The 24161-nt window shown below is 61.7% G+C and carries 10 protein-coding genes; 7 read left to right on the top strand and 3 right to left on the bottom strand.

The annotated features are described in order from the left end of the window. Positions 1-36: 36 nt before the first annotated feature. Together AC3RLQ_RS00080 and AC3RLQ_RS00085 are read right to left on the bottom strand one after the other, a co-directional pair. The gene (locus AC3RLQ_RS00080) at positions 37-1068 is read right to left on the bottom strand and encodes a hypothetical protein (RefSeq protein ID WP_422320788.1); all 1032 of its coding nucleotides are present in this window, start codon (positions 1066-1068) and stop codon (positions 37-39) included. A 76-nt stretch (positions 1069-1144) separates the two neighbouring features. Then, the gene (locus AC3RLQ_RS00085) at positions 1145-9934 is read right to left on the bottom strand and encodes a thioester reductase domain-containing protein (RefSeq protein ID WP_493033183.1); all 8790 of its coding nucleotides are present in this window, start codon (positions 9932-9934) and stop codon (positions 1145-1147) included. A 147-nt stretch (positions 9935-10081) separates the two neighbouring features. On the opposite strand from AC3RLQ_RS00085, the gene AC3RLQ_RS00090 reads away from it, so the two are divergent. The 6 genes from AC3RLQ_RS00090 to AC3RLQ_RS00115 all read left to right on the top strand — a co-directional run bounded on the left by AC3RLQ_RS00090 (position 10082) and on the right by AC3RLQ_RS00115 (position 19756). Next, on the top strand, positions 10082-12448 hold the full coding sequence (locus AC3RLQ_RS00090) for an ABC transporter permease (protein ID WP_493033185.1): 2367 nt from the start codon (positions 10082-10084) through the stop codon (positions 12446-12448). Positions 12449-12925: 477 nt separating this feature from the next. Beyond that, positions 12926-14398, top strand: coding sequence for an IS4 family transposase (locus AC3RLQ_RS00095; RefSeq protein ID WP_493033187.1), 1473 nt, complete (start codon positions 12926-12928; stop codon positions 14396-14398). A 276-nt stretch (positions 14399-14674) separates the two neighbouring features. After that, positions 14675-14881: a hypothetical protein gene (locus AC3RLQ_RS00100; protein ID WP_493033189.1), complete on the top strand. Its 207-nt coding sequence runs from the start codon at positions 14675-14677 to the stop codon at positions 14879-14881. An 87-nt stretch (positions 14882-14968) separates the two neighbouring features. Then, complete coding sequence (locus tag AC3RLQ_RS00105) at positions 14969-17335, top strand: ABC transporter permease (protein ID WP_493033191.1); 2367 nt, start codon at positions 14969-14971, stop codon at positions 17333-17335. 170 nt (positions 17336-17505) lie between these two features. Then, the gene (locus AC3RLQ_RS00110) at positions 17506-17718 is read left to right on the top strand and encodes a hypothetical protein (protein ID WP_493033193.1); all 213 of its coding nucleotides are present in this window, start codon (positions 17506-17508) and stop codon (positions 17716-17718) included. 172 nt (positions 17719-17890) lie between these two features. Further along, complete coding sequence (locus tag AC3RLQ_RS00115; RefSeq protein ID WP_493033195.1) at positions 17891-19756, top strand: hypothetical protein; 1866 nt, start codon at positions 17891-17893, stop codon at positions 19754-19756. A 544-nt stretch (positions 19757-20300) separates the two neighbouring features. On the opposite strand, the gene AC3RLQ_RS00120 is transcribed toward AC3RLQ_RS00115, so the two are convergent. After that, positions 20301-21710 carry a sulfatase family protein gene (locus AC3RLQ_RS00120; RefSeq protein WP_493033197.1) on the bottom strand — a complete coding sequence of 470 codons (1410 nt, stop codon included), beginning with the start codon at positions 21708-21710 and terminating at the stop codon, positions 20301-20303. Between the two features lie 144 nt (positions 21711-21854). On the opposite strand from AC3RLQ_RS00120, the gene AC3RLQ_RS00125 reads away from it, so the two are divergent. Next, a complete protein-coding gene (locus AC3RLQ_RS00125; RefSeq protein WP_493033199.1) occupies positions 21855-24161 on the top strand; it encodes a M48 family metalloprotease in 2307 nt (768 codons plus the stop codon).

Below are 24161 nucleotides of genomic sequence, written 5' to 3' on the forward strand. Positions count from 1 at the left end.
AATCAGGACAGCGTCTACGGCAAGCACGATCTCGCTTTATTCCAGGTGCCGTCCCAGCATCAGGTCCAGATTCCGCTCCACAATTTCCCCCATGGATTTGCAGGAATCAAACAGATGGGAGTTGTGGTACTCGCCCAGTTCGGAGCGAAGCTGGACGACTTTTTCAAAAGGCTCGACCGCATTGTTCTTCATGCAGTGCAGCAGGGAGGTGATGCGCTGATGCTCGGAGAGGTAGCGCCGGGAGATGAGGCTGCGTTCCTCCTCCTGGTACTGCTTCATCGTGGGGTAGTTCAGGCAGGAGGAGCAGAGCTGGACCACCGGGTTGTTCTCTTTGAAAAACTGCGGGAGGTACAGGCTTTTGCGCCCTTCATAGCTCTGCTGGTCGAAGTCGATGGCACGCACGCGGTACTGCACCTCCTCAAAGTCGGGCGTCATGTCCACCACGTAGTTGTAGCTGCGCATGTCGCCCAGGAGGCGGATGAAGCAGCGCTCGCTGAATTTCACGAACTCTTTGGCCAGACGGACGCCGTTGAAGTCAGGACGCTGGAGGTAGTCGCGGATGAAGGCGTCTCCCGGCACACCGGCGATGTGCTCCTCCACTAGGGTGCCGCCCCGGTGCATCAGGTAGTTGATGCGGTTCGGGGAAAGCAGGTGCTCCAGCTCCAGCCCATAGACGCGGGAGGCGTCCGCCGTTTTCACGTAGAAGTGGTCGTAGTTGTCATTGTACTGGTTCACCACCCGGACGCGGAAGGGGCGGGAGTTGCCAAATTCGCAGTAGTCCACACGCTCCACGAAGAGGTGCGGCACCGCGTGGAAGTCACCCGTGCGGAGCTGCGAGTAGATGCTGGTGAGCTTGGGATAGAGCTCCTTCTGCAGTTCGCGCGGATAAAGCACGCTGCTCCAGTAGGTGGCGTTGCCCTCCTTGTCGAAGAGCGGGTAGCTTTCAGAGAAGTTGCGCAGTTCATCATACTGCGTGGGCAGCGAGTAGCAGCGCCCGAACTGGTCGAGGTATTCGATCAGCTCATCAGTGACGGGGATGAAGTTTTTGCGCTTGGTGATCTCGTTCATGCCGACGCTGTGTCGCACTTCGCGTTCCAACTATCAAGGCGGACCTGGGCGCCGCATTCGGGAGCTGTTTTCACAGTCAGGTCTCGGCAGGTGGCAGGAAGCCGATGCTTGAGAGGTGCTTGAGGTAGAGGTTCATGCGGGCCTGATCGATCGGCGGGCAGGTGATTCCGCTGCCTTCGAGGTCCTGCAGAGCATTGTGGCAGAATTCGGTGGACCGCTCTTGGGTCAGGTTGAAGAGCACCTGGCGTGGAATGAAGAGCTGGTACACGGCCAGCGGATTTTGTTGCACGCCGAGCCCCCCGCCGACTAGGTCTGCCTCCCACTGGGCCTCCGGCACTTCCCGGATGGCGTAGCCGAAGTCGCGCGTGAGTTTCAGCACCTCACGGAATCCCGGAGCGGCGGGGTTGATGAGGTGGTAGTTGCGTCCGGTGCCGGTGAGATTGAGCGAGAGCCCCACGATGGCGGCGGCCACGAAATCGACAGGCGTGAGAAGGGTGCTGTTTCCTGAGTCCGGCCCCACACCGATTGCGAGGCAGGTTTTGAGGAAGGTCCAGATCACATTGTCAGCGGGGCAGATGCCGGTGCGGTCATCACCCACGAGCAGGCCGGGGCGGTACACATGGACCGGGAGGCCGTGCTCACGGGCTTGTGCAAACAACCGCTCGGAAACCCAGCGGCTCTGGCTGTAGCCCACGACGAGTTTTTCATGCAGCGGGAGAGGCGAATCTTCGCGCAGCGGCACCTCATCGGTGGCTTCGCCGGCGGCGAAGATGCTGACACTGGAAAGGTAGTGCACGGGCTTGAGCCTGCCCTGGGCGGCTAGGCGGATGATCTCCACCGAGCCGCTCACATTGATCGCCCTGAGCTGCGCATAGGCGGCGATGTGATTGATGTGTGACGCAGTATGATAAATACTGTCCACCGTGGTGGCGAGTTCATCAAAGGCGGCGGGCTCAAGGCCGAGCAAGGGCAGCGCGAGGTCTCCCAGGACCGGGACGATGCGGGCACGGAAGGACTCCTCCCAGCAGGCATGCTTCTGCAAATGAGCCTCGATCTGCAGCACGGCGTCTTCAGTGTCAGCAGCGCCAATGAGGCAGTACACAGTGGCATGGTTCTTCAGCAAAAGATCGCGCAGCAGGTAGGCTCCGAGGAACTCCAGGGCTCCCGTAAGGAAGATGGATTGCGGCTGCTGGATCTGTGCTGCCGAGACATGCCCCGTGGCGAAAGGAATGTTCCAACGGGCGAGGTCGGCATCCTGCACCATGTCATTTTCAGCAGGAACGAGCGCCGCAGATTCCGACGTGGCCGCGGCAGGCTCGGCTTTGCCGCCGGTCATCAAGTTGAGCAGGGTCTCGGCGAGTTTCTGTACTGTCGGCGCACCACCCATGAGCTGCCCTGTCGGGATTGCGATGCCGGTCTGACCTTCGATCTGATGGATGAGCTCGACCGCCATAAGCGAGTCGATGCCGATCTCATTCAGCGGACGCTTGGAGTCGATCTTGCCGGGAGTGGTCCGGAGGATCTTGGCCACCTGCTCGCGCAAAAAGGTGTCCAAAATGCCCAGCTGCTCTGCGGGCGCGGCGCCGAGCACGGCCTCGCGCAGCCAGTTGTCATCGTCGGACTGATGTTGCCTGAGCGCATCTTCCGTGGTCAGCAGCGCATAGCGTGGAGTCGTGATGATGGCTGGCGTGACGGAGGCCCACTTGGACCAGTCAATGCGTGAAACCATCATCTGGCTGATGGCAGGCTGCTGCATGAGACGGCCCAGGATGGGCAGGCTCTCCGCAGGCGTGATGCCCGCCCAGCCGATGCGGGCAAAATGCTCCTCAAGCTTCTTGTGCCGCGCCACGTAACCGACACCCGCCATGACGCCCCAGTTGATGGTGAGGCCCGGCAGGCCCTGCAGGCGCCGATGGTTTGCCAGGGCATCCAGGAAGGCGTTCGCCGCAGCGTAGTTCGCCTGGCCGGGACTGCCAATGATGGACGCCACCGAGGAGAACATCACAAAATGATCGAGCTTCATTCCCTGCGTCTGCAAATGCAGATTCCACGCGCCGTTGATCTTCGGCGTCGTGACCTTGGTGAATCGCTCCGCATTCAGCTGCGAAATCAGCCCGTCATCCAGCACCATGGCGACGTGGAAAACACCCTGCAGCGGCGGATGCGACTGCGCGATCTCCTTCAGCAGCGCGGTCACGCTGGCAGGATCGCTCACGTCGGACTTGATCACAGTGACTTCGGCACCCGCGGCCTGCATGGCGGCCACGCCGGCACGGGCTTCATCGCTGGAGGCACCACTGCGACTGGAGAGAACAAGATGGCGCGCGCCTTGTTTCACAAGCCACTGCGACATGGCCAGGCCAAAGCCCCCAAGACCGCCCGCCACGAGGTAGGTGGCATCAGGATTCAACTGGAGCGCGGCATCTGGTGTGTCGGCGCTGAGCGAAACTTTGGCATCCGCCATGGTGAGCACCACTTTGCCGATCTGCCTTGCCTGCGTGATGTAGCGGAACGCATGCGCCGCATCCGCCAGAGCAAACGACCGATAGGGAAGTGCGGGAAGCTTGCGCGAGCCGAACAGCTTTTTCAGGCTGCCCATGATGGACTTCGAATTGCGCGGATCGAGCGCATGACCGAGGTCGATCGCGTGATACGAAAGATTATGGCGGAAGGGGAAGAGTCCCACCTTGGTGTTGCCATAGATGTCGCGTTTGCCGATCTCAAGGAAGCGGCCGTACTGCCGCAGCAGCGAGAGACTTTGATGAATGGCCTCGCCCGCCAGTGAATTCAGCACAAGATCCACGCCCTCGTTATTCGTAATGCGCATGACCTCGCCGGCAAAGGCCAGCGTGCGTGAATCCAGCACATGCTCCACGCCGATCTTCTTCAAGAACGCACGCTTCTCCGCGCTGCCAGCGGTGGCGAAAATCTCCGCACCGGTGGCCTTTGCGATGCGCACCGCCGCCTGACCGACACCGCCGGTGGCGGCATGGATGAGCACACGTTCCCCCTTCGTCATGCGCCCCTGATGCGTCAGCGCATAGGAGGCGGTCAAGTAAGTGACCATCATCGTGGCCGCCTCTTCCATCGTGAGGTGCGCGGGCTTTGCTAGCACCGCATACTCGACCGTCGTGACATGCGTGCCGAAGCACCCGGCCGCGAGCGCCATGACCTCGTCTCCCGGTTTGAACTGCGTCACGTTGGCGCCCACACGAACGATACGTCCGGCGCACTCATCGCCCAGCAGCATGGCATCCGCAGCCTCGGCGGGATAAATGCCCAGCGCCTTCATCACATCACGGAAGTTCAGCGCAGCGGCGCAGATTTCGATCTCCACTTCATTCGGGCCGGGTTCGCGGCGCGTCTTGGCACGAAACACCAGCTTGTCCAATGAGCCGGGTTTCGCAGACTCAAGCCGGAAGCACTGCTCAGCGGAGAGCGTGGACGTGGAAGTGTGGGCCAGATGATCCAGCGAGCCATGCACCAGGCGGTGGGCATAGCGCGCCTCACCGCGCCAGGCGATCTCGGCCTCCGCATCGGCATGCAGCAGTTCGTTGAGCAAAATCGTACAATCCTCTGCGCCGCCAGCAGCATCGAGATCAATGCTGCGGCAGTGCAGGTCCGGATACTCGCTCATAATCACGCGCGCCATGCCGTGCAGCGGCGATTGCATGAGGGAGAGCGCAGAAGTTTTCTCACCAGCAGGCTGCGCGCCACGAGTGACGAACCACAGGCCGGGCAGCGATACATGGCCTGCTGCAATCAGCGCCTGCACCAGATAGAGCGGGCTGTGGCAGACGAGTGCCTGAGACTGCGCAATCTCATCCGTCGCGTCGAGACTCCAGAAGTGCATGACGCCGCGCAAAGGTACAGCCGGCAGGAGTTCAGTAAACAGGCGCGTGTAGTCCTCCCGTGATGAAGCATCAATATGGATGTCATCATCAGCGATCAGCGTGAGGCTGTCAGATGCTCTGACCAGAACGCAGGTGTCGCCACGCTCGCGCAGGGTATCTGCGATTGAATGAGCAAGGCCATTCTGATCGACAAAGAGCACCCACAGTCCAGGCTCCGCAGGCGCTTCTTCAATGACGCCCGCAAGCTTCGGCAGTTCCGGGCCGCGCGCGAGCAGGACGACCTGCCCGCTCTGGCTTTGATTCGTAGCATCAGTCACCGCTTCCACACTGGCGAAGCCCGCGGCGGTGATAAGCTGCAGCCAGTCAATGGCTGGCTGCACAGGATGATGCGCACGCAGCGCCGTGTCCTGGAAGTTCCACCAGCGCGCGTCCGTGCCGCATACCAGATCATGCCACGGGGTGGCTCGGTCAATCTCCAGCACCATGAGCAGTCCGCCCGAGGCCATCAGTTGGCGCACATGCCCCAGAGACTTTTGCACATTCTGCGTCAATGACAGCGCATTGGAAACAAGGACAATATCAAAACGCTCGTCCGCAAAACCCTGCTCCGCCGGCGCAAGATCCAGGTCCAGCACGCGGTACTGCACCGAATGAAAGTCGCTGAATTTTTTCCCCGCCTGATCGAAGGAACGGTCAGAGACATCCGTGAAGCAGTACTCCACACCCGCCTGCGGCAGGCGCGGCAGCACGCTGGCGGTCACACCACCGGTGCCTGCGCCGATCTCCAGGATGCGTGCACGCCGTCCTTCGGGAAGCTTCGCCAGCGCTGCGCTGACGGCTTCACCGATGACATGATTGTAAACTCGCGTGAAGACAGAGGCCGCCTCAAAATGCTCCAGCATGTTCGCGGAAATCACACCTGCAGCATCACTCTTGCCGCGCAGTACATCGGCCAGTCCGTCGGTGCTGCGGTCCAGCAGCATGAGTTCGGGATGAAAGGCGGGGAAGTGGAAGACAAGGTCCTGCCAGAGCTTGTCGCGATTCAGTGCGGCCGGTTTGGCCGTGACTGTCCATGCAGGCGCTTCCGCAGACGGCTGAGCTTGCAGCCAGCCCTCCGGCTCCAGCAAGGTGAGCAGACGGTGCACAAAGCGCTCGTGCGCGGGCTGCACCTTGGTGCGTTTCAGCAAGGCGGGCAGCGTGAAGGTCTCGCCCGGTTTGGGGCGCCAGCCTAGCTGCTTGAACACCGCGAGAATCGAACTGCGGCACAGCTGCAGAAAGCGCGGCTCCCATTCCTGATAGCGCGCGTTCATGCCGAGCGCCGTGCTGAAATCAGCAGCACTCACTCGCAGCTTTGCAGCCAGTTCTGCGTTGTCTGGCAGGTAGTCAGCAGGCGTGCGCTCGCTCGGCACTGCGGAGAGCGGCTTGAGCTGCCACTCGGACTGGTACAGCCAGTCTGCCTGCGCACCAGAGCCGGGCGCGCTGCTCATGGCGGTGTGCTTGCAAAGAAAATCGGTGATCTCCAGCTGCACATTGCCCTCGTCATCGAGGATGAAAAGATCGATGACGATGATCTTCTTCGCGATCGCCTGCGTCCTGCGCACATAGGCCCACACCTTGGCACCGGGCCTGGAGTAGCAGCGGATGCGCTCCATGCGCGCAGGGAGGTAAAGACCATCCGCAGGAATCGCGATCGTGGGATGGATGCACGCATCCAGCAGTGCGGGATGGACGATGTAGCGGTCCATCTCCGCCACCACAGTGGCAGGCAGTTCGATGCGCCCGAGCGCTTCATCCTGGCCCGCCCAGACATGCGTCAGCGCCTGAAACTGCGGGCCGTAGTGCAGCTCCGCGGTGGCGGCAGATTGATAAAAAGTTTTGCCATCGAGTTCCGACACGCAGCGCTGTTGGATCGCGGCAAGATCAAACGGTGCAGGCTGTCGGCGCTCGGGCTCGGCTCGCATGCGTCCGGTGACGTGCTGTGTCCAGTTCGGCGGGTCCTCGGTGATCGTGCTCTTGATGACGAAGGTGTTTTCCTCCGGCTGGCAGGAGATCTGCACCAGCGGCACGTCATCCCCTGCAGGCAGGATGCAGCCGCGATGGATTTCGAGTTCTTCAATGAGCACCGGCTTTTCCAGGTGCAGCTCACGGCCGGCGGCCAGCGCCATCTCCACATAGCCCGCACCGGGGAAGATGAGGTGCTGGCCCACGCGGTGGTCCTTCAGCCAGGGCAGCACATTTTTGTTCAGCGCAGTTTCCCACGTGGGATGGATGTTTTGCAGCGTCAGCTTGAGCAGCGGATTCAGCTGCGGGCGCGTGCGCAACTGCGCCGAATACACGGGCTCATGCCAGAAGTGCTCCTTCTGCCAGGGATACTCCGGCAGGCGAATCGCGGAGCTTGCCTGCGGGTAGAGTCCCTGCCAGTCCACCTCATGACCATTCACATGCAGTGCCCCCAGTGTGCCCAGCAGCGTGGCGCGCTCCGGCTTCTGGCGTCGCAGGGATGGCAGCACCAGGCCGATGGCTTCCGCCGTGGTGAGGCATTCGGACATCGAATTGGACAGCACAGGGTGCGGGCTGATCTCAAGAAAATGCGTCTGTCCTGCGGCGATCACCGCATCAATGGCCGGGGCAAAGAGCACGCTCTGCCGCACATTGCGCCACCAGTACTCCGCGTCGTAGTCAGTGCCCTCAGCCAGCTTTCCGGTGACGGTGGAATAAATTTTGACGTTGCCTGCCTGCGGTTGCAGGCCTGCCAGCGACTCGGCCAGCTCCTCCCTCACCGGGTCCATGTGGGCGCTGTGAAACGCGTAGTTCACCGGTACGTAGCGCACAAAGAGCGCGCGCTTCTCCACCACCTGGAAAATTTCATCCACCGCATCGCCGTCGCCCGAGATGGACACCATCTTGGGGCCGTTCACAGCGGCGAGCGAGGCTCTCTCGCCATACGGGGCGATGAGGGCCTCGGCCTCCTCACGCGTCAGCGCGGCGGCGATCATCTTGCCACGCAGCGGTGTCTTCTCCATGCACCGCCCGCGATGGTGGATCACGCGCACCGCCTCCGGCAGGGACAGCGCGCCGCACACATGCGCCGCAGCGACTTCTCCCATGCTATGTCCTACCACAGCATAGGGGCGCACACCCCAGGACTGCCACAGCGCGGCCAGCCCCGCCTGCAGGGCAAAGAGCGCCGTTTGCGCGATCTGCGTTTCGTTCAGCCGCGTGGTCGTTTCATCACGACGCAGCTCATCCAGCAGCGAGCCGCCGCCGAGCTTGAGCAGTTCATCATGGCAGGTCTGGATGATCTCGCGGAACACCGGCTCCTGCTCCAGAAGTTCACGCCCCATCGCCCACCACTGCGGCCCCTGACCGCTGAAGACAAAAACGAGGCGGGCGTTTTTGACTGGCTGCCCAATGTTGAGTCCGGGGGCCTGCTCTCCGCTCAAATAGGCGGACAGCGCGGCGCTCATCCCGGCACGTGTGCTTGCCACCGCTGCGAGACGAAATTCATGGTGCGTGCGCCTGCGGCTCGCCGCGGCACAGATGTCGCTCAGAGAGAGGGATTCATCTGCCGACTCCAGGAAATCGTGGAAGGACTTGGCCACGGCCAGCAGTGAGGCATCCGTGCCGCGTGCGGAGAGTGGCAGGATGAGTTCCGGCTCATCGCCAGTGGGGGCAGGGACGGGGGCCGGCGCGGCAGGTGGCGGTGCAGCCTCCAGCACAGCGTGGGCATTGGTTCCGCCAAAGCCAAAGGAATTGATGCAGGCCAGCAGGCGGTGCTGCGCGTCCTGCTTCAGCGGCGTGGCCGTCACAGGCACCTTCAGCCGCAGACGCTCAAAGTTGAGCGAGGGATTCGGCGTGTTGAAATGCAGGTTCGGCGGCACCATGCCATGCTTCAGGCACAGGGCCACTTTGATCAGCCCCGCGATGCCTGAGCCCGCCTCCAGATGGCCGATGTTCGTCTTGACCGATCCAAGCAGGCAGTCATCTCCGGGCTGACGCCCGACGCCAAGGATCGTGCCCAGAGCACTGCCTTCGATAAGATCGCCGATGGTGGTGCCGGTACCATGGGCTTCGGCATACTGGATTTCATTCGGAGACACACCTGCGAGTCGGCAGGCCGTGGCGATGAGCTCCTGCTGGGAGCCTCGGCTCGGCACCGTCATCCCGGACGTGCGCCCGTCTTGATTGACGGCGGTGCTGCGGATGACGGCATAGATGGGGTCTCCATCCGCCAGAGCGGCGGAGAGTGGCTTCAGGCACACCGCACCCACGCCTTCACCCCGGACGAAGCCGTTGGCGCTGGCATCAAAGGCTTTGCAGCGCCCGTCCGCAGACAGCATGCCCATGCTGGAGAAAGCGACAAAGGGAAAGGGGGTGATGATGCAGTTCACCCCGGCGGCGATGGCGCGTGTGCATTCCTTGTTCCACAGCGCCTGGCAGGCCATGTGCACCGCCACCATGGAGGAGGAGCACGCGGTGTCCACCGCCACGCTGGGTCCCTGGAAATTCAGCGCGTAGGAGATGCGATTGGCCGCGATGCTGGCCGCGACTCCCGTGGCGGAATGCGGAAAGGCAATGCCACGACCTGCAGAATTCTGCTGAATGTCCCCGTAATCATGCGTGGAGATGCCTACGAAAACACCGGTGTCTTCACCTTTGACGATGTCCACCTGCTGGCCCGCATCCATCAGAGCCTCCCACGTGGCCTCAAGCAGCAGGCGCTGCTGCGGGTCGACGAAAGGGGCCTCACGCTGCGTGATGCCGAAGAAACCGGGGTCAAACGTGTCAATCTCATCGATCAGCCCCGCCCATTTGGAATAAGTCTTGCCCGGCTTGCCGGGTTCGGGGTCGTAGTAAAAGCGGTGGTCCCAGCGGTCCTGCGGCACCTCGCGGATGGCATCCACTCCGCCCATCAGCATCTGCCAGAAAGTTTGGGCGTTGGTGGCTCCTCCGGGCAGGCGGCATCCGATTCCAATGATGGCGATGGGGTCGGCGGCGGTTGGTGCTGGCATGGGTTTTACTTGCTTACTTGCTCACGGTGCGGCTTGTCAACAAACCGGCTTGGAAATAGCATGTTCTCTGGCGTTGCAAACTCATCAAGCTGGGGCTTGAAAAGTGTGTGACCTTCTTTCATGGCCGCCGCTGCAAATTCATCCTGAATGATCACCACACTTGACCGCAAACTGCTCCGCGACCTCGGCGGCATGAAGGGGCAGGTACTGGTGGTGAGCCTCGTCATGGCCTGCGGCGTGGCCATGATGATCGTGTCCCAAAGCGTGATTCTGAGCCTGGAAAGAACACGGGACAGCTACTACCAGCGTTACCACATGCCGGATGTGTTCGGTCTGGTGAGGAGTGCGCCGCTGTCCCTGCGGGACCGGCTGAGCCACATCCCCGGTGTGGCTGCGGTGGAGCTGCGCGTGGTGGAAGGCGCATTGCTTGACATGGAAGGCGTGCAGGAGCCTGTCAGAGCACGGCTGGTTTCCCTGCCGGATGACGGAAAGCTCAATCTCAATCAGATCTTTCTGCGGCGGGGCAGGCTGCCCGCCGTGGGGGCCCAGCGGGAGGCCGTGGTGAGCGAGGCCTTTGCTCAGGCAAATGGGCTCCAGATTGGTGACCGCATCACCGCCATCCTGAACGGTCACCGCGATCATCTGGACATCTGCGGCATCGGGCTGTCGCCGGAGTTTGTGTTCGAAGCGCCTCCTGGCCAGACCCTGCCGGACAACAAGCACTATGGCATCTTCTGGCTGCGCTATCAGTCCCTCGCCTCCGCCTTTGATCTGGATGGCGCTTTCAATGACTTCTGCATGGATCTGTCTCCCGGAACACCGCCCAAGGAGGTGATCGAGGAGGTGGACCAGATGCTGGTCACCTACGGTGCCCCCGGCGCGTATGCACTGAGCGATCACGCCAGCTCAAAGCGGCTGGGGGACGAACTGCGGATCGTTCGTGCTCTCTCCCTCGCCTATCCCTTGGTGTTTCTGTGCGTGGCGGCCTTCATGGTAAACTCCGTCACCTCGCGGCTGGTGCGGCTGCAGCGGGAGCAGATCGCCCAGCTCAAGGCGCTTGGCTACACCTCCTGGCAGGTGGGCCGGCACTACCTGAACTATGCCTTGGTGATCGTGGCCGCAGGCACGGCGGTGGGGATTTTTGCCAGCTGGCGTTTGGGGCACAGCATGCTGTCGGTGTACACGCTGCTGTTTCATTTCCCTGAGCTGCACTTCCAGCTGGATCAAAGCGCCATGGTCATGGCCCTGGTCGTCAGCATCGCGGCTGCCGTCCTGGGGGTGGCTGGGGCCGTATGGCTGGCGGTCAAGCTCTCCCCGGCGGAGGCCATGCGGCCGGAACCCCCGGCGGATTTCAAACCATCGCTGCTGGAGCGCCTTGGCGTCACGCGCGGCACGGGGCTCGTGTTTCGCATGGCCTTGAGAAACATCGAACGTCGTCCGGTGCAGGCCGGTTTCACCGTGGCGGGGCTGGCGCTGGCCACCGGCCTGCTGGTGCTGCCCGGTGCTCTCGCCGACAGTGTGGACCAGTTGCTCACCTACCAGTGGAATGACCAGTTCCGGCAGAACGTGATGGTCCACATGCGGGATCCTGTTTCCCGCAATACCATGCATGATTTGGAGCATCTGCCTGGGGCCATCCTGGTGGAACCGCTGCGCGGCTTTATCGCCACTGTGAGCAATGCTCACCACGAGCGACGTCTGTACGTCCTCGGCTTCGCCAAGAACCACAAGCTCATCAATCCGCGGGACGCGCAGGGCCGCCCCCTCGTGCTGCCGGGCGAAGGGCTGGTCGTTTCGCAGAAACTGGCGGAGGTTCTCGGGGTAAAGATCGGGGACCGTCTGCATGTTCAGGTGCTGGAAGGACGCTGCGAACACCGGGAAGTCACCGTGCGCGGCTTCATGGCGGACTTCTATGGCATGGCCGCTTACATGGACATCGATGCCGTGCGCCAATTGTTGCGGGAGAGCGACACGATGACAGGCGCCTTCCTCACCGTGGACACCAATCGCTGGGACGACTTCATGCGCGCGGTCAAAAAACAGCCGAAGATCGAATTCGCCAGTGTGAAGAAAAATGAGCTGGCTGCGTTTCGTGCCTCCACAGGTCAGAGCATCGGCACCCTGCGCCAGTTGTTTCTGTGGATGGCGGTCATCGTCGCCTTCGGGGTGGTGTACAACAGCGCGCGCATCGCCCTCTCCGAGCGCGGGCGTGACCTCGCCACCCTGCGGGTGGTTGGCCTGACGAAACGCGAAGTCGCCGGCGTGCTGCTGGGTGAGCTGACCCTGCTCGTGCTCGTGGCGCTCCCGCTGGGCCTCGTCTTTGGCAGCGTCCTCGCCTCCTACGTGATCAGTGCTGTGAGCAATGAAACCGTGCGTCTGCCGCAGTACATCAGCAGCATCACCTATGCGAAATCCGTGCTCGTCGTCCTCGCAGCCTCCGGCGCCTCCTTTGCCATGGTCGGCTTCATGCTCAACAAGCTCGATCTCGTAAGCGTCCTCAAAGCTCGCGACTGAACGAAGCCCCTCCCAATCAGCCGCACAATCTCTTCCCCGTCGCTCCACGATATCGCAAACCCAGCGTACGTATTGAAGTCCCGCCTTTAGGCGGTTCCGGACGAAGGTTCCCAATCCACGTCACTCAGTTACCTCTTGAACTTTGGATCTGATATCCGGCTGGAACGGCGCTCAGTTAAGCGCATGCAGCGTGGGTTTTCGATTCGCTGCACAAGGCCACGCGATAGTTTTTGGACTGCGGTCGCGCAGGTGCACGGCGCAAGCCTGCATCGAAGCCACCGCTTTCGCGTAGTGAGAAGAACGTTTTCCGGCCCCAGCCGCTGTCCAAAATAATGCCAGTCATGAATGGCACTCGGTTAAGGCGGGTCATCGTGGATTTTAAGGGCGTCTGAGAGGTGCCAAAAACGCACTGATTTTGCGGTGGATGGAGCATGCTGCTTTCGTACGACGATGCGGTGCTTGCCGGGTTTCATGGGCATGAGTCTGCTCACCTGCTTCCTGCCTCACTTCCCCCGTCAACTGCAAGGCCGTGCTAAGGCTGCGCAGTCCACCGTGCTGACCAAGGGGCTGCGTCAGCTCAGCGACCTTGCCCTGCCGGATCTGGCTGCTCTGCTGGGCAGTCTATTGCCTGCGGACTTCTTTGCCAAGGCTCCCGATGCGCAGGCCAGACGGGAGCGCCTCTATCCACCGGTCACGGTGTTCTGGGCCTTCCTCTTCCAGGTGCGCAACCCTGCCATGGCCTGCCAGGAAGTCGTCGGCAAGCTGCGTGCGTGGCGGCGCTCCAGTCCTCGCGCTTCACGCTGTCCCTCGCTGAGCACCGCCGCCTACTGTGAAGCACGCGCCGCGCTGAGCCTGCGTTTGCTGCAGGCCGTCTTTGACGCCTTGCGCGATTATCTCGAACGCCGCGCCGCTGCCTGGCTGTGGTGCGGACACCGCGTCAAGGTCATCGACGGCACCAGTTTCTCCATGTCCGACACACCCGCCAATCAGGCGCGCTGGCCTCAGCATCGTGGGCAGAAGAAGGGCTGCGGCTTCCCGACCGCCAAGATGCTCGGTGTCTTCTGCCTGTCCACCGGCGGCTGGCTGGGTCATGCTCTTGGCCGGTGGAGCAGCCACGATCTGGGCCTGTGGCATCGCCTGGCTCATCTGCTGGTCAAAGGCGACGTGCTGCTGGGCGACGCTGGACTCTGCGCCTACGCCCTGATGGCAGAGCTCAAGGACCTCGGCGTGGACAGCGTGTTCCGTCTGCACCAGAAGCGCAGCAAGGACATGCGCTGCGGCACATGGCTGGGCTACGACGACCGTCTGCAACGCTGGTCAAAGCCCGCGCAGCGTCCCGACAACAGTCCATGGAAAAAACGCCTCTGGAACAAGCTGCCGCCGCAGCTCGCAGTGCGGGTGGTGCGTGTGCAGATCAGTCGCAACGGCTTCCGCACGCGCTGCCTGTGGCTGGCCACCACGCTGTGCGATGCGAAACGCTACCCCGCGCACCAACTCGCCGAACTTTACTACAGGCGCTGGAGCATCGAGCTGTTCTACCGCGACGTGAAGAGCACCATGCACATGGAAGTGCTGCGCACCAAAAGCCCGCAGATGATCGAGAAGGAACTGCTCATGCACGCCATCGCCTACAATGCCATCCGCGCCTTGAACCTGCGTGCCGCCGTCATGCATCAGCAACAGCTCGGACGCATCAGCTTCAAAGGCGCGGTGGATCTGCTGCGACAGTGGCTCCCACAGGCCGCTGCGTGCCATGACCGACCGCGCAAGCTGGCCCGCTGGCACAGTGAACTGCTCGAAGCCATCGCCAGCGTGCGCAACACACTGCGGCCAGGACGCAGGGAGCCCAGGGCGCAGAAGAGACGTCCCAAAACCTATCAACTGCTCACTTCACCACGGCACACCTTCCATGAAATCCTTCACCGTGATCGCTATCGTGTTGCTGCTTAACCGAGTGCCATTCATGCCAGGCATTTAATATTTTTTGGCGTGTGTTTTCTCATCGGATCACGGCACCTGCCCATTGTCATTTTCCCGAGGCTGAGTCATCGTCTGCCATGCCACAGCCCCCCGATCCGCATGCTTTCGCCCAGGAATGGATTGCCGCATGGAATGCCCATGACCTGCCCCGCATCCTTTCGCATTACGCGGAGGACCTGGAGTTTGAGTCGCCCTTCATCTCCCGAGTGTTGGGAGAGGGGGGGCACACAGATCCCGAACCACCTGGTGGGAAAGACCGCCGTGGCGGGCTACTGGAGCCAGGCGCTGACACACTACCCGGACCTGCGCTTTGAGCTGCGCCAGGTGCTCGCAGGCGCGCACTCCCTGTGCCTCCTCTACCAGTCCGTGCAGAACCTCACCGCCGCCGAGTTTTTCTGGTTTGATGAGCGTGGCCTGGTATGCCGCGCGGCAGCGCACTACGCGCCGGGCTGAGGTGAAGCCATGCTTGGCGCCGCTCATGCGCTGCATAAACGCATCTATTTTTGCAAAGCACGCGCATGAACGTATTCATACTGCCGCATGCTCACGCCTCTCGATCTGAAACTCTTCCGCGATCTCGGTCGCATGAAGGGGCAGATTGTCGCCGTGAGTCTCGTGATGGCCTGCGGTCTGGCGATGATGATCATGACGCGCAGCATCGTGCTCACCCTGGAAGGCACGCGGGATGCCTACTACCAGCGCTATCGCCTTGCGGATGTGTTTGCCTCTCTTAAACGGGCGCCGCTTTCACTGGTCGAGCGCGTGGCGGAAATCCCCGGCGTGGCTGCGGTGGAGGCGCGCGTCGTGGTCGATGCCACGCTCGATCTCGTGGGCATGACCGAGCCTGCCTCCGCGCACCTGGTATCACTTCCTGAAGGGCGTCCGCAGACTCTCAACAAAACCTTCATCCGGCAGGGACGGCTGCCGCAGCCCGATGAACGACGGCAGGCGGTGGTGAGTGAATCCTTCGCACTGGCCAACAAGCTGCAGATTGGCGACAGCCTCATCGCCATCATCAACGGCCACCGTGACATCATCATCATCTGCGGCATCGGCCTGTCGCCTGAGTTTGTCTTTGAGGCCCGGCCCGGGCAGACCCTGCCTGACAACAAACGCTACGGCGTCTTCTGGATGAATTATGAGGCCATTGCCGTGCCCTACGATCTCGACGGCGCCTTCAACGATCTCTGCATTGATCTTTCCCCAGGTGCCCAGGCCGGGCCGGTGATGGCGGAAATCGACCGCCTTCTGCTGGACTACGGCGCGCAGGGCGCCTACACGCGGCGTGAGCACAACAGCGCGCAACGGCTGGATGACGAACTGCGCGTGGTGCGTGCACTCTCCGTGGCCTACCCCCTGGTCTTTCTCAGCGTGGCGGCCTTCATGGTCAATGCGGTCCTCGCACGGCTGGTGCGCCTGCAGCGGGAGCAGATCGCGCAGCTCAAGGCACTCGGCTATTCCTCCTGGCAGGTGGGCCGGCACTACCTGAACTATGCACTGGTCATTGTCGTTCTCGGCACCTTGATCGGCGGCGCAGTGGGACGCTGGATGGGAGGCGCACTGATAAGAATTTACGACATCTTTTTCCGCTTCCCCTCATTGAACTTTCGCATGGATTACAGCGCGCTGGTCATTGCACTGGTCGTCAGCACAGCCGCCTCGTTTCTTGGCGTCATCAGTGTCGTCTGGATGGCGGTCAAGCTGCCGCCTGCCGAGGCCATGAGACCTGAACCACCTGCGGATTTCAAACCTTCGGCACTCGAGCGCATGGGCCTCACCCGTGGCAGCAGCCCGGCCCTGCGCATGGCCTTGAGAAACATCGAGCGTCGCCCAGTGCAGGCTCTGTTCACCGTTTTCGGTCTCGCCCTGGCCACGGGGCTGATGGTGCTGCCCGGCTCTATGGCGGACAGCATTGACTACATGCTCACCTATCAATGGAACGACGTACAGCGGCAGGATGTGGTCGCCTTTTTCGCCGAGCCCGGATCGGCCGATTCGCTGCACAATCTGGAGCAGCTCCCCGGCGTGCAGCGCGCCGAGCCCGTGCGTGCCGTGCAGGCGCGCATCCACTACGGCCACCATTCACGCAAGATCGCTGTCACCGGACTCCCGCGCGATGCCGACCTGAACCGCCTGCTGGATGCAGAGCGGCGGCTCATCGTGCTGCCGGAGGAAGGCATCGTCATGTCAGCGCAGCTGGGCAAAATCCTCGGCGCTCGTATTGGTGATGTGGTGCAGGTGGAGGCCCTTGAAGGCCGGCGCGAAACAGTGGGCGTGCCCATCCGCGGTTTCATGCAGGACTTCGCCGGCATCTCCGCCTTCATGGACATCCAGGCGCTGCATCGTCTCATGCGTGAAGGAGACACCGTGAGCGGAGCCTACATGACCGTGGATCAGGCTCGCTGGAGTGACTTCATGCGCGCCGTGAAAGACACGCCACGTATCGCCATCACCCTCGTGAAACAGGACCAGCTCGATTCCTTTCGCAGCACCACCGGGCAGAGCATCGGCATCCTGCGCAAGCTCTACCTCGTGCTCGCCATCGTGGTTGCCTTTGGCGTGGTCTACAACAGCGCCCGCATCGCGCTCTCCGAACGCAGCCGTGATCTGGCCACCCTGCGCGTCATCGGCTTCACCCAGCGCGAAGTCGCCGGTGTGCTGCTGGGCGAACTGTTGCTGCTCATCTCCACCGCCATCCCTGTGGGCCTCCTGTTTGGCAAAGGTTTGGCCACCTTCATCATCGCCAAGGTCAGCACCGAAACCATCCGCATGCCTCTGGTCATCAGCCTGAACACCTACACCGTGGCCGTGCTCGTGGTGGCCGCCGCATCCTCCGCCTCCTTCATCGTCATCAGCCGCATGCTGCGGAAGCTGGACATGGTTGGCGTCCTGAAGGCAAGGGATTGAGTGTAAATGTAACGAAACCGTTGCCGATCCACGGGCGGACATAGATCGCAGCCAGGTTGCCGGACACCACGGCCACCGTTTGCATTCGAAGTTTCCGTAACTTGAGCATTTCACGCTATGCATGCCCATTCAGGCTCTTGAAAAGTGCCGGTCAATTTCAAAGGCAAGCGGTGGCTTTCGGTTCGGTGCTGCTCGCGGTGCTTTGCTCTCTGATCATCACCACAGCAGCCATGTCACGGGAGCATGGCGAAATGCAGCAGGCCCGCACCAGCATGATGCGTGCACGCCTGCTCGCGGAATCCGGCATCGCCGTGGCGGCACATCCGCTGATCAAAGCCGGAGATCTGCTGCTGCTGTTTAACCTGCGCAGAACGTGCCGATGATCTGCCGGATGCGGACGAGGTGGTGACGCATGTGCTGCAGCTCAATCACCTGAGTGCGGATGATGCAGAAATCGAATCCTGATTGATCGGCATTGCTCCAACCGTTGCGGAATTCAATCGGATGCCGTCAAAAGACTTGGCCTCCTCTGAGTTTTGAGGTGTAATGCCAAGCATGAGCCAGACTGCAACCCATAACCCGGCCTTTGCCCTTGTGGCACAGCGTGTTCAGGTGTGGGTGGCGCTCCGGCGCTGGCTTGCAGTGCTGCGTATGACACTGATTCCGGCTTCTTTGGTGTTGGTGCTCCTGATGCTGGCTGCGTTGCGTGGTTCGGGTGCGGTTTTTTCCCCATGGCTTGGTCTGGTCGTGTGGCTGGCAGGCTGTCTTGGCTATGTGTGGTGGCAGCGTCCCGGTGAGTTTAGCGCGCTGGCCTTGTGGGATCAGGCAGCGGGACGGCGGGAGGCCTTCGCTTCCGCCTGGTGGTTTGAGAAGCACGCCGAGGAAGGTGAGAAAGCACGCGCGCACATCGACGCGCAGCGTGAAGTTTTGGCGCAGGCATGGCCCGCATCCTTGAAACGAGACCTGCCCTTGCGGCCGGACCGCTGGCTTGCCTTGCCGCTGCTCATTGCCATTCTCGGCAGCTTCATTAGCATCATCACGGCTCCGCCATCCGAAGTGGTGGTGATGGATCAGGACATGACGCGCAAGGCCGCCGAAGAGGCGAAGAAACTGGCGCAGACCGACTGGGAAAAGAAAAAGCTCGCGGGGCTCAAGGAGGAAGAATCCAAGCAGGTGGAAGACCTGAAACAGAAGCTGCAGAAGACCGCCGCAGATCTCGCCCAGGCAGGAGGCAAGGACGCACGTGATGTGCTGGCCGAGTTGGAAAAGCGTGCGCGTGAGGCGGAGAAACTGGCGGATGAACTCGGCAACGGCAAGGAACCCTGGGCTTCCGAAAAACTCATCGATGCCCTGCGCCAGCATGCTGATACAGCGGACCTCGGCGATGCCGTGGCCGCAAAGAATGCCCAAGCTGCATCGCAGGCCGCCGAGGCGCTCGCGAGCCAGCTTAAATCACCCCAGCTCGGGGCGGAAGCGAAGGAGCGCTTGAACGAAACGCTCAAGGATGCGCAGCAGCAGGCGGATCAGGTGGATCGCAAACGCGCCGTGGGCCAGAACGTTCTCGCGGCGGGAGATCAGATGCAGCAGGGCAAAGTGGCAGGTGCAGGCGAAGAATTTCAAAAGCTTGCCGACAAGCTGCGCGACCTCGCGCTGCGTGAGCAGTCGCGCAAGGAACTGCAGCAGCTTGCCCAGCAGCTGCGGGATTCTGGCAGCAACATCGCCGGACAGCAGGACAGCAGCAATGGGGCGATGCAGCAGATGAGCCAGGCGGGGCAGGGGGAGTCCTCCCAGCAGCAGGGACAGCAGAGTGCACCGCAGACAGGGCAGGCACAAAGTGGACAGCAGATGCTCAATCCACCGGGCATGGGACAAGGTGGTCAGCAAAATCAAATGCAGCAGCCTCAGGACGGACAGGGGCAAGGCCAGCAACAGCAGCCCATGATGAGCATGGGCCAGGGGCAGCCGGGTCAGGCTGGCAAGCAGGGGCAGCCCAGCGATGGCCAGCCAATGCTGCTGGCCCCCATTCCGGGCGGAGCCAAGCCGGATGACAAGCCCCCCACGATCATCATCACCGGGGACGGCCCGCCGCCTGATCCCAACAGCCCCATGCTGAGCATGCCCGGCAATGGGCTGCCTCCCGGCCAAGGCAAAGCTGCTCTCAACAACACGCCCACCGCTAAACAGACCACCGACAAGCAAAGCGTGGTCCGCGCCCAGCAGAACAGCGAGGGCCAGAGCACGGTGCGCAGCGTCGAAGGCGGTGCGCGCAAAGAGCAGTCCACCCGCACCTCCGCGCAGACTGCGCTTGATGCCATTCAGGCTGAAGAAGCTGCTCTGGATGAAGCCGCTCTGCCACCCGCACGGCGTGAGCAGGTGCGGCGTTACTTCAACGAATTGCGGAAGCGGTTTGAGGGGAAGTGAGACTGAACGCAGCGCACTATGACCAGGCACAAAACACACGTCGTGATCATGCTTGCTTCTCTCATGCTGTCCTCATGTGTCACCCGGGTCTTCTGCTCGTCAGACGCTCCCAGACTTCCGCGTGCGAGACCGCCAAGTCAGCATGACTCAAGTGATTCTGGCCGGCTTTCCCGATATGTCGTGAGCCAGCAGGCCAAAGATGGATTCGTTGTCGAGTCTGTCACTGCGATCACAAACCTGCCGGTCTGCGGCATGGGCTTGATGGCTCCGCTTTTCACCCTTGGATTGCTGCCAGCGAAGCTGCCTCATCCAGTGGAAGTTACAGTTTCTGGGCGAATTGGCGGAAAACCGCAGAGCAGAACTTATCATGTGTATCTCTACAGTTTGACCTCCACATGGATCGCCATTGTTCCCCGCTGCTTTGATGACCGAGCGCTGGCACGTGGATTTTTGGATGCGATAGCGTCCAGCGATCCCTTGCCCCAGAGAGAACGCTGGACGGGCGCTGTTCCAACACGATAGCGATTTTGCATACCTTCCCGGTTCAAGGAACGTGCCGTTTGGCCTTCGAGCCGCCGCCTTTCCAGATGTCAAACTTGGGGTCCGCATAGCGATTGAAGAACGCATCGAGCTGCTGGGCCAGATCGGCTTTGATCTCTTCCGCACCGGGCTGGCCGTATTGGTTGAAGCGTTCCTGCGGGTCGGTCTGCATGTCGTAGAGTTCGTAGGGGCCGGAGGGCAAACGGGCGACGTATTTCCAGCGAGCGGTGCGGATGGCGCGGGTGGTTTCCATTTCGTAGAAGAGGGTGTTGTCCCAGTTCGTGAGGGGCTGGCCACGCAGGGCCGGGGAGAAGTCGCGGCCTGGGGACTTCGGTTGTTGCGGCATCTTGTCGTTCAGACCGAGCTGGGAGAGAACGCTGGGCATGAAGTCGTAGTTGCTTACCAGCGCATCGCAGGTCTGGGCGGGCGGGATGGTTCCGGGCTGACGGAAGATGAGCGGGATCTGCATCATAAGCTCATGTGCGCCGATGGGGCGGAAATGATCGCCCATGCCCCACATGCCGTTCTGGCCGCCCATCCAGCCCTGATCGCTGGAATACACGACAAGGGTGTTTTCCTCCAGGCCGTTCGCCTTCAGCGCGGCCATGATCTCTCCCACGCCGTCATCCACACCGCTCACCTCGCTGGCCATGCGGCGGCGGGCGGCATCGCTGTTGTGAAAGGCTTTGTTGTCATGCTGCCAGGGGTGCATGGCATCGCGGGGGAAGGAGTGCAGCGGCTTGTCAGCATAGTAGGCGGCATGGCGGTTTTTGGACTCATTGAGCATGAGCTTGCCGAGTGAGTAGGGGCCGTTGTAGGCGAGGTAGAGGAAGAAGGGCCGGTCCTTGTTTGCGGTGATGAATTCCACGCCCTTGCGTGTCCAGAAATCCGTGGTGTAGCCGGGTTCCACTCGGAGCTGGCCGTTTTCGATGACCTTCTGGTCGTAGAACTCCATGGTGCTGCCATCGGGCTTGGTGGTCCAGGTGGTGAAGCCCTCGCTCGGCGTCATGTTGGCACCGAGGTGCCATTTGCCGCTGAGACCGCAGGTGTAGCCCGTATCCCGGAGCACCTCGCCCAAGGAGGTGAATTCTTGAAGCGTGTTGTAGGCCTCCGGGCCCATCATGAACTTGGGATCGAGAAAGGAATGCAGGCCGTGCTGGGAGGGGATCAGCCCCGTCAGAAACGTCGCCCTCGTAGGTGAACAAACGGGGTTGCTGCTCAGCGCATGAGTGAAGCGGATGCCCTCCGCCGCCAGCCGGTCGATGTTTGGCGTGCGGATGTCTGGGTTTCCGTAGCAGCCCAGCGTCCAGGCGCCCTGATTATCGGTCAGGATGAAGACGAGATTGGGAGTGCGGGGAGCGGCGGCCGAAGCCAGGCAGACAAGCCCAAGGGCGAGAAAAAAGAGGGGCTTCATGGCAGGAAAACGGTCCAGAAACCGTGAACCTGTCTTTAGGGTAATTCTAAAGCACCCCTAAACACCAATAATTAACTAGAATTGCCATATTAAACGGGGTTTATTATGGGTGTCTGTGCTGTTTTCAGGCACTTCGGATTTTTCATGCCCGCCCCCCCAGTTTCCCAGCAATTACCCGACAAGCCAGTGCGCATCGCACCATGGCGCGGGCCGTTGCATTTTGGGCTTCTGGTTTTCTCCGCCGCCTGCACGCTGGCTTTGCTGCTCTGCTACTTGCTGCTTGTCGTGGGTTTGCTGCTGTGGTTGGGCAGGGAAGCGTGGCTGATTACCGGGCACAAGGCGTGGAGTGATCTGCTGCAGTGGCGCATGGTTCCTGTGCTGTTCAAATTCCTCTTCATGGGGGTCACCTGGGGGTTCATGGTCCGGCCCCTGCTGCCCAGGCCCAAGAGAGCGCCGGTGGCAGTGCAGGTCAGCCAAGCCACGCAGCCGCAGCTCTTTGAGATCATCCACCTGCTTTGCTGGCACCTCCGTGCGCCGCCGCCGGTGCAGGTGTGGCTGGACTCTACCATCCGAGTGCGCAGCGCCATGCTGGGTGGTTTGAGCGGCATCCTCAGCGGGCAGACGGTGCTGCATCTGGGCCTGCCGGTGGTGTCCGTCATCACCTCGCGTGAGCTTGGCGGGCTGCTGGCGCAGGAACTTAGCTGCAATGCCGGCGGAATCGGCACCCCTTTTGTGCATGTCGTGCGGGAGATGAATGCCTGGTTTTTCCGTGCCGCGCTGGAGCGTGATCCGTGGGAAATCTACGCGCATCTGAAACCGCAGCGCGAGGCCGAGTGGCACCATTTGGGCCGCAGGCTCATGCGCGGATGGATGTGGGCGGCCAAAGTGCCGTTCATGGTTTTTGCGATCATTGCCCGGCTGGTCAGCGCGCCCACGCACTGGCTCATACGGCGTACGGCGGCACGCTGCGGTGCCAATGTTATCGGCAAGGAGATGTGCCGGCGCATGCAGCACAAGCTCGCGCTGCTCAGCGGAGCATGGGAGGCGGCGCAGAAGGAGATCCAGGAAGGCATCATCCAGCATCGGCTGCCGGAGAATCTCTCGTTGATGATGGCACGTCACGTGGCCAATGAGGCCAAGGAGCGCGCCTCTGCTCGTGCGGAAGCGGAGGCGGCTACGGGCGGCGGACCGAAACCTGCAGGCAAAATCGTGAAGGGATCAGCTGAAGTCGTCAAGGGCGCGGCCATTGTCGCCCATTTATCTCACTCGCAGCCGGCTGCCTCGTTGCTGAGGCAGTTCGTCGATCTCTCACGTCAGGTCAGCTACTTCTACTATCAGCACGGGCTGGGCTTGAACCTGCACGAGCACCGCATGGTGGGGGATGAGGAGGCCATTCATCAAAACAGGGGAGAGGAAGAGGCGCTGCTCGTCATCCGTCGTTATTTCGGCGGGCTGGCGCATCCGGAGCGGGCGATGTGCGGCTTGGGCAGCACGCCCACGAGTTCCACCGCATTGCCGGAATTGCAGCGTGAGATCCTGCAGGTGCGCGAAGAAATCATTGCCTGGGGGCCGCAGTTCAAAGTGGCATTGCAGGAGTGGAATCATGCCTGGCAGCGCCGGCGTGATCTTGAAGCAGCGGCCACGCTCAGCATCGCAGGATTCACTGTCTCGCGCATGCAGTTTGGTACGCGTGATTCCACCCCCGGTTCCCTGCGTGATGAGGCCTACTGCCAGCGCATGGTGATGGAGCACATGGAGGGCCCGCTGCAGGAGCGCGAGCGAGTGCTGGAGCGCCGCTTTGCCGCAGCACTCGGCATGCTCTGGTGGAGTGATCCCGCCGACCTCAGTGAATGGCTGCGCGTGCGGCGCCGTGACCTCCCTGCCTGGGTGACGATCTATGAAGCCATGAGCGGCGCGCTGCCGTCTTTTCGGGAACTGCTCACCACGTTCTTTGCCTTTCAGACTCTGAACGCGAAGTTTGCCACCGTGGATGATCCCAGCGCCTTTCTCACCGCGCTGCAGTCCGTGGTGCCGAAGATGCTCAATCTCCTGCGGCAGATCATGGCCACCATGGATGGCGCGCCGTTTCCCTTCACGGATAATGGCAAAACAGTCACCCTGAACCAGCATCTCATGCCTGGGCCGCTGCCAGAGATGCCGGGGGTTTCGATGACTCTGATGGATGCCGCCAGCATGCGCGGCATCGGCGAGCAAATGGCTTCGAGGGCCTCCGAATCCATCGCTCCCTATGTGGAAGCCTTTCTAAGTCACTACCATCGCGCCTTTTCCTGGCTGGCGGAATCTGCGGAACGCACGGAGACTCACTTTCTGGGCTCGCTCAATTACGGTTCGACCACCGAAATCCTCCTGCCTGATGAGTTCACCACGCAGCGCCTCGGGATGAAGTCCAGGTCTCCAGACGCCATCGCGGCATGGAAGCCGCCGTCGTGA

It is taken from the genome of Prosthecobacter sp. GW821-HT29F12 (genome assembly GCF_058803405.1).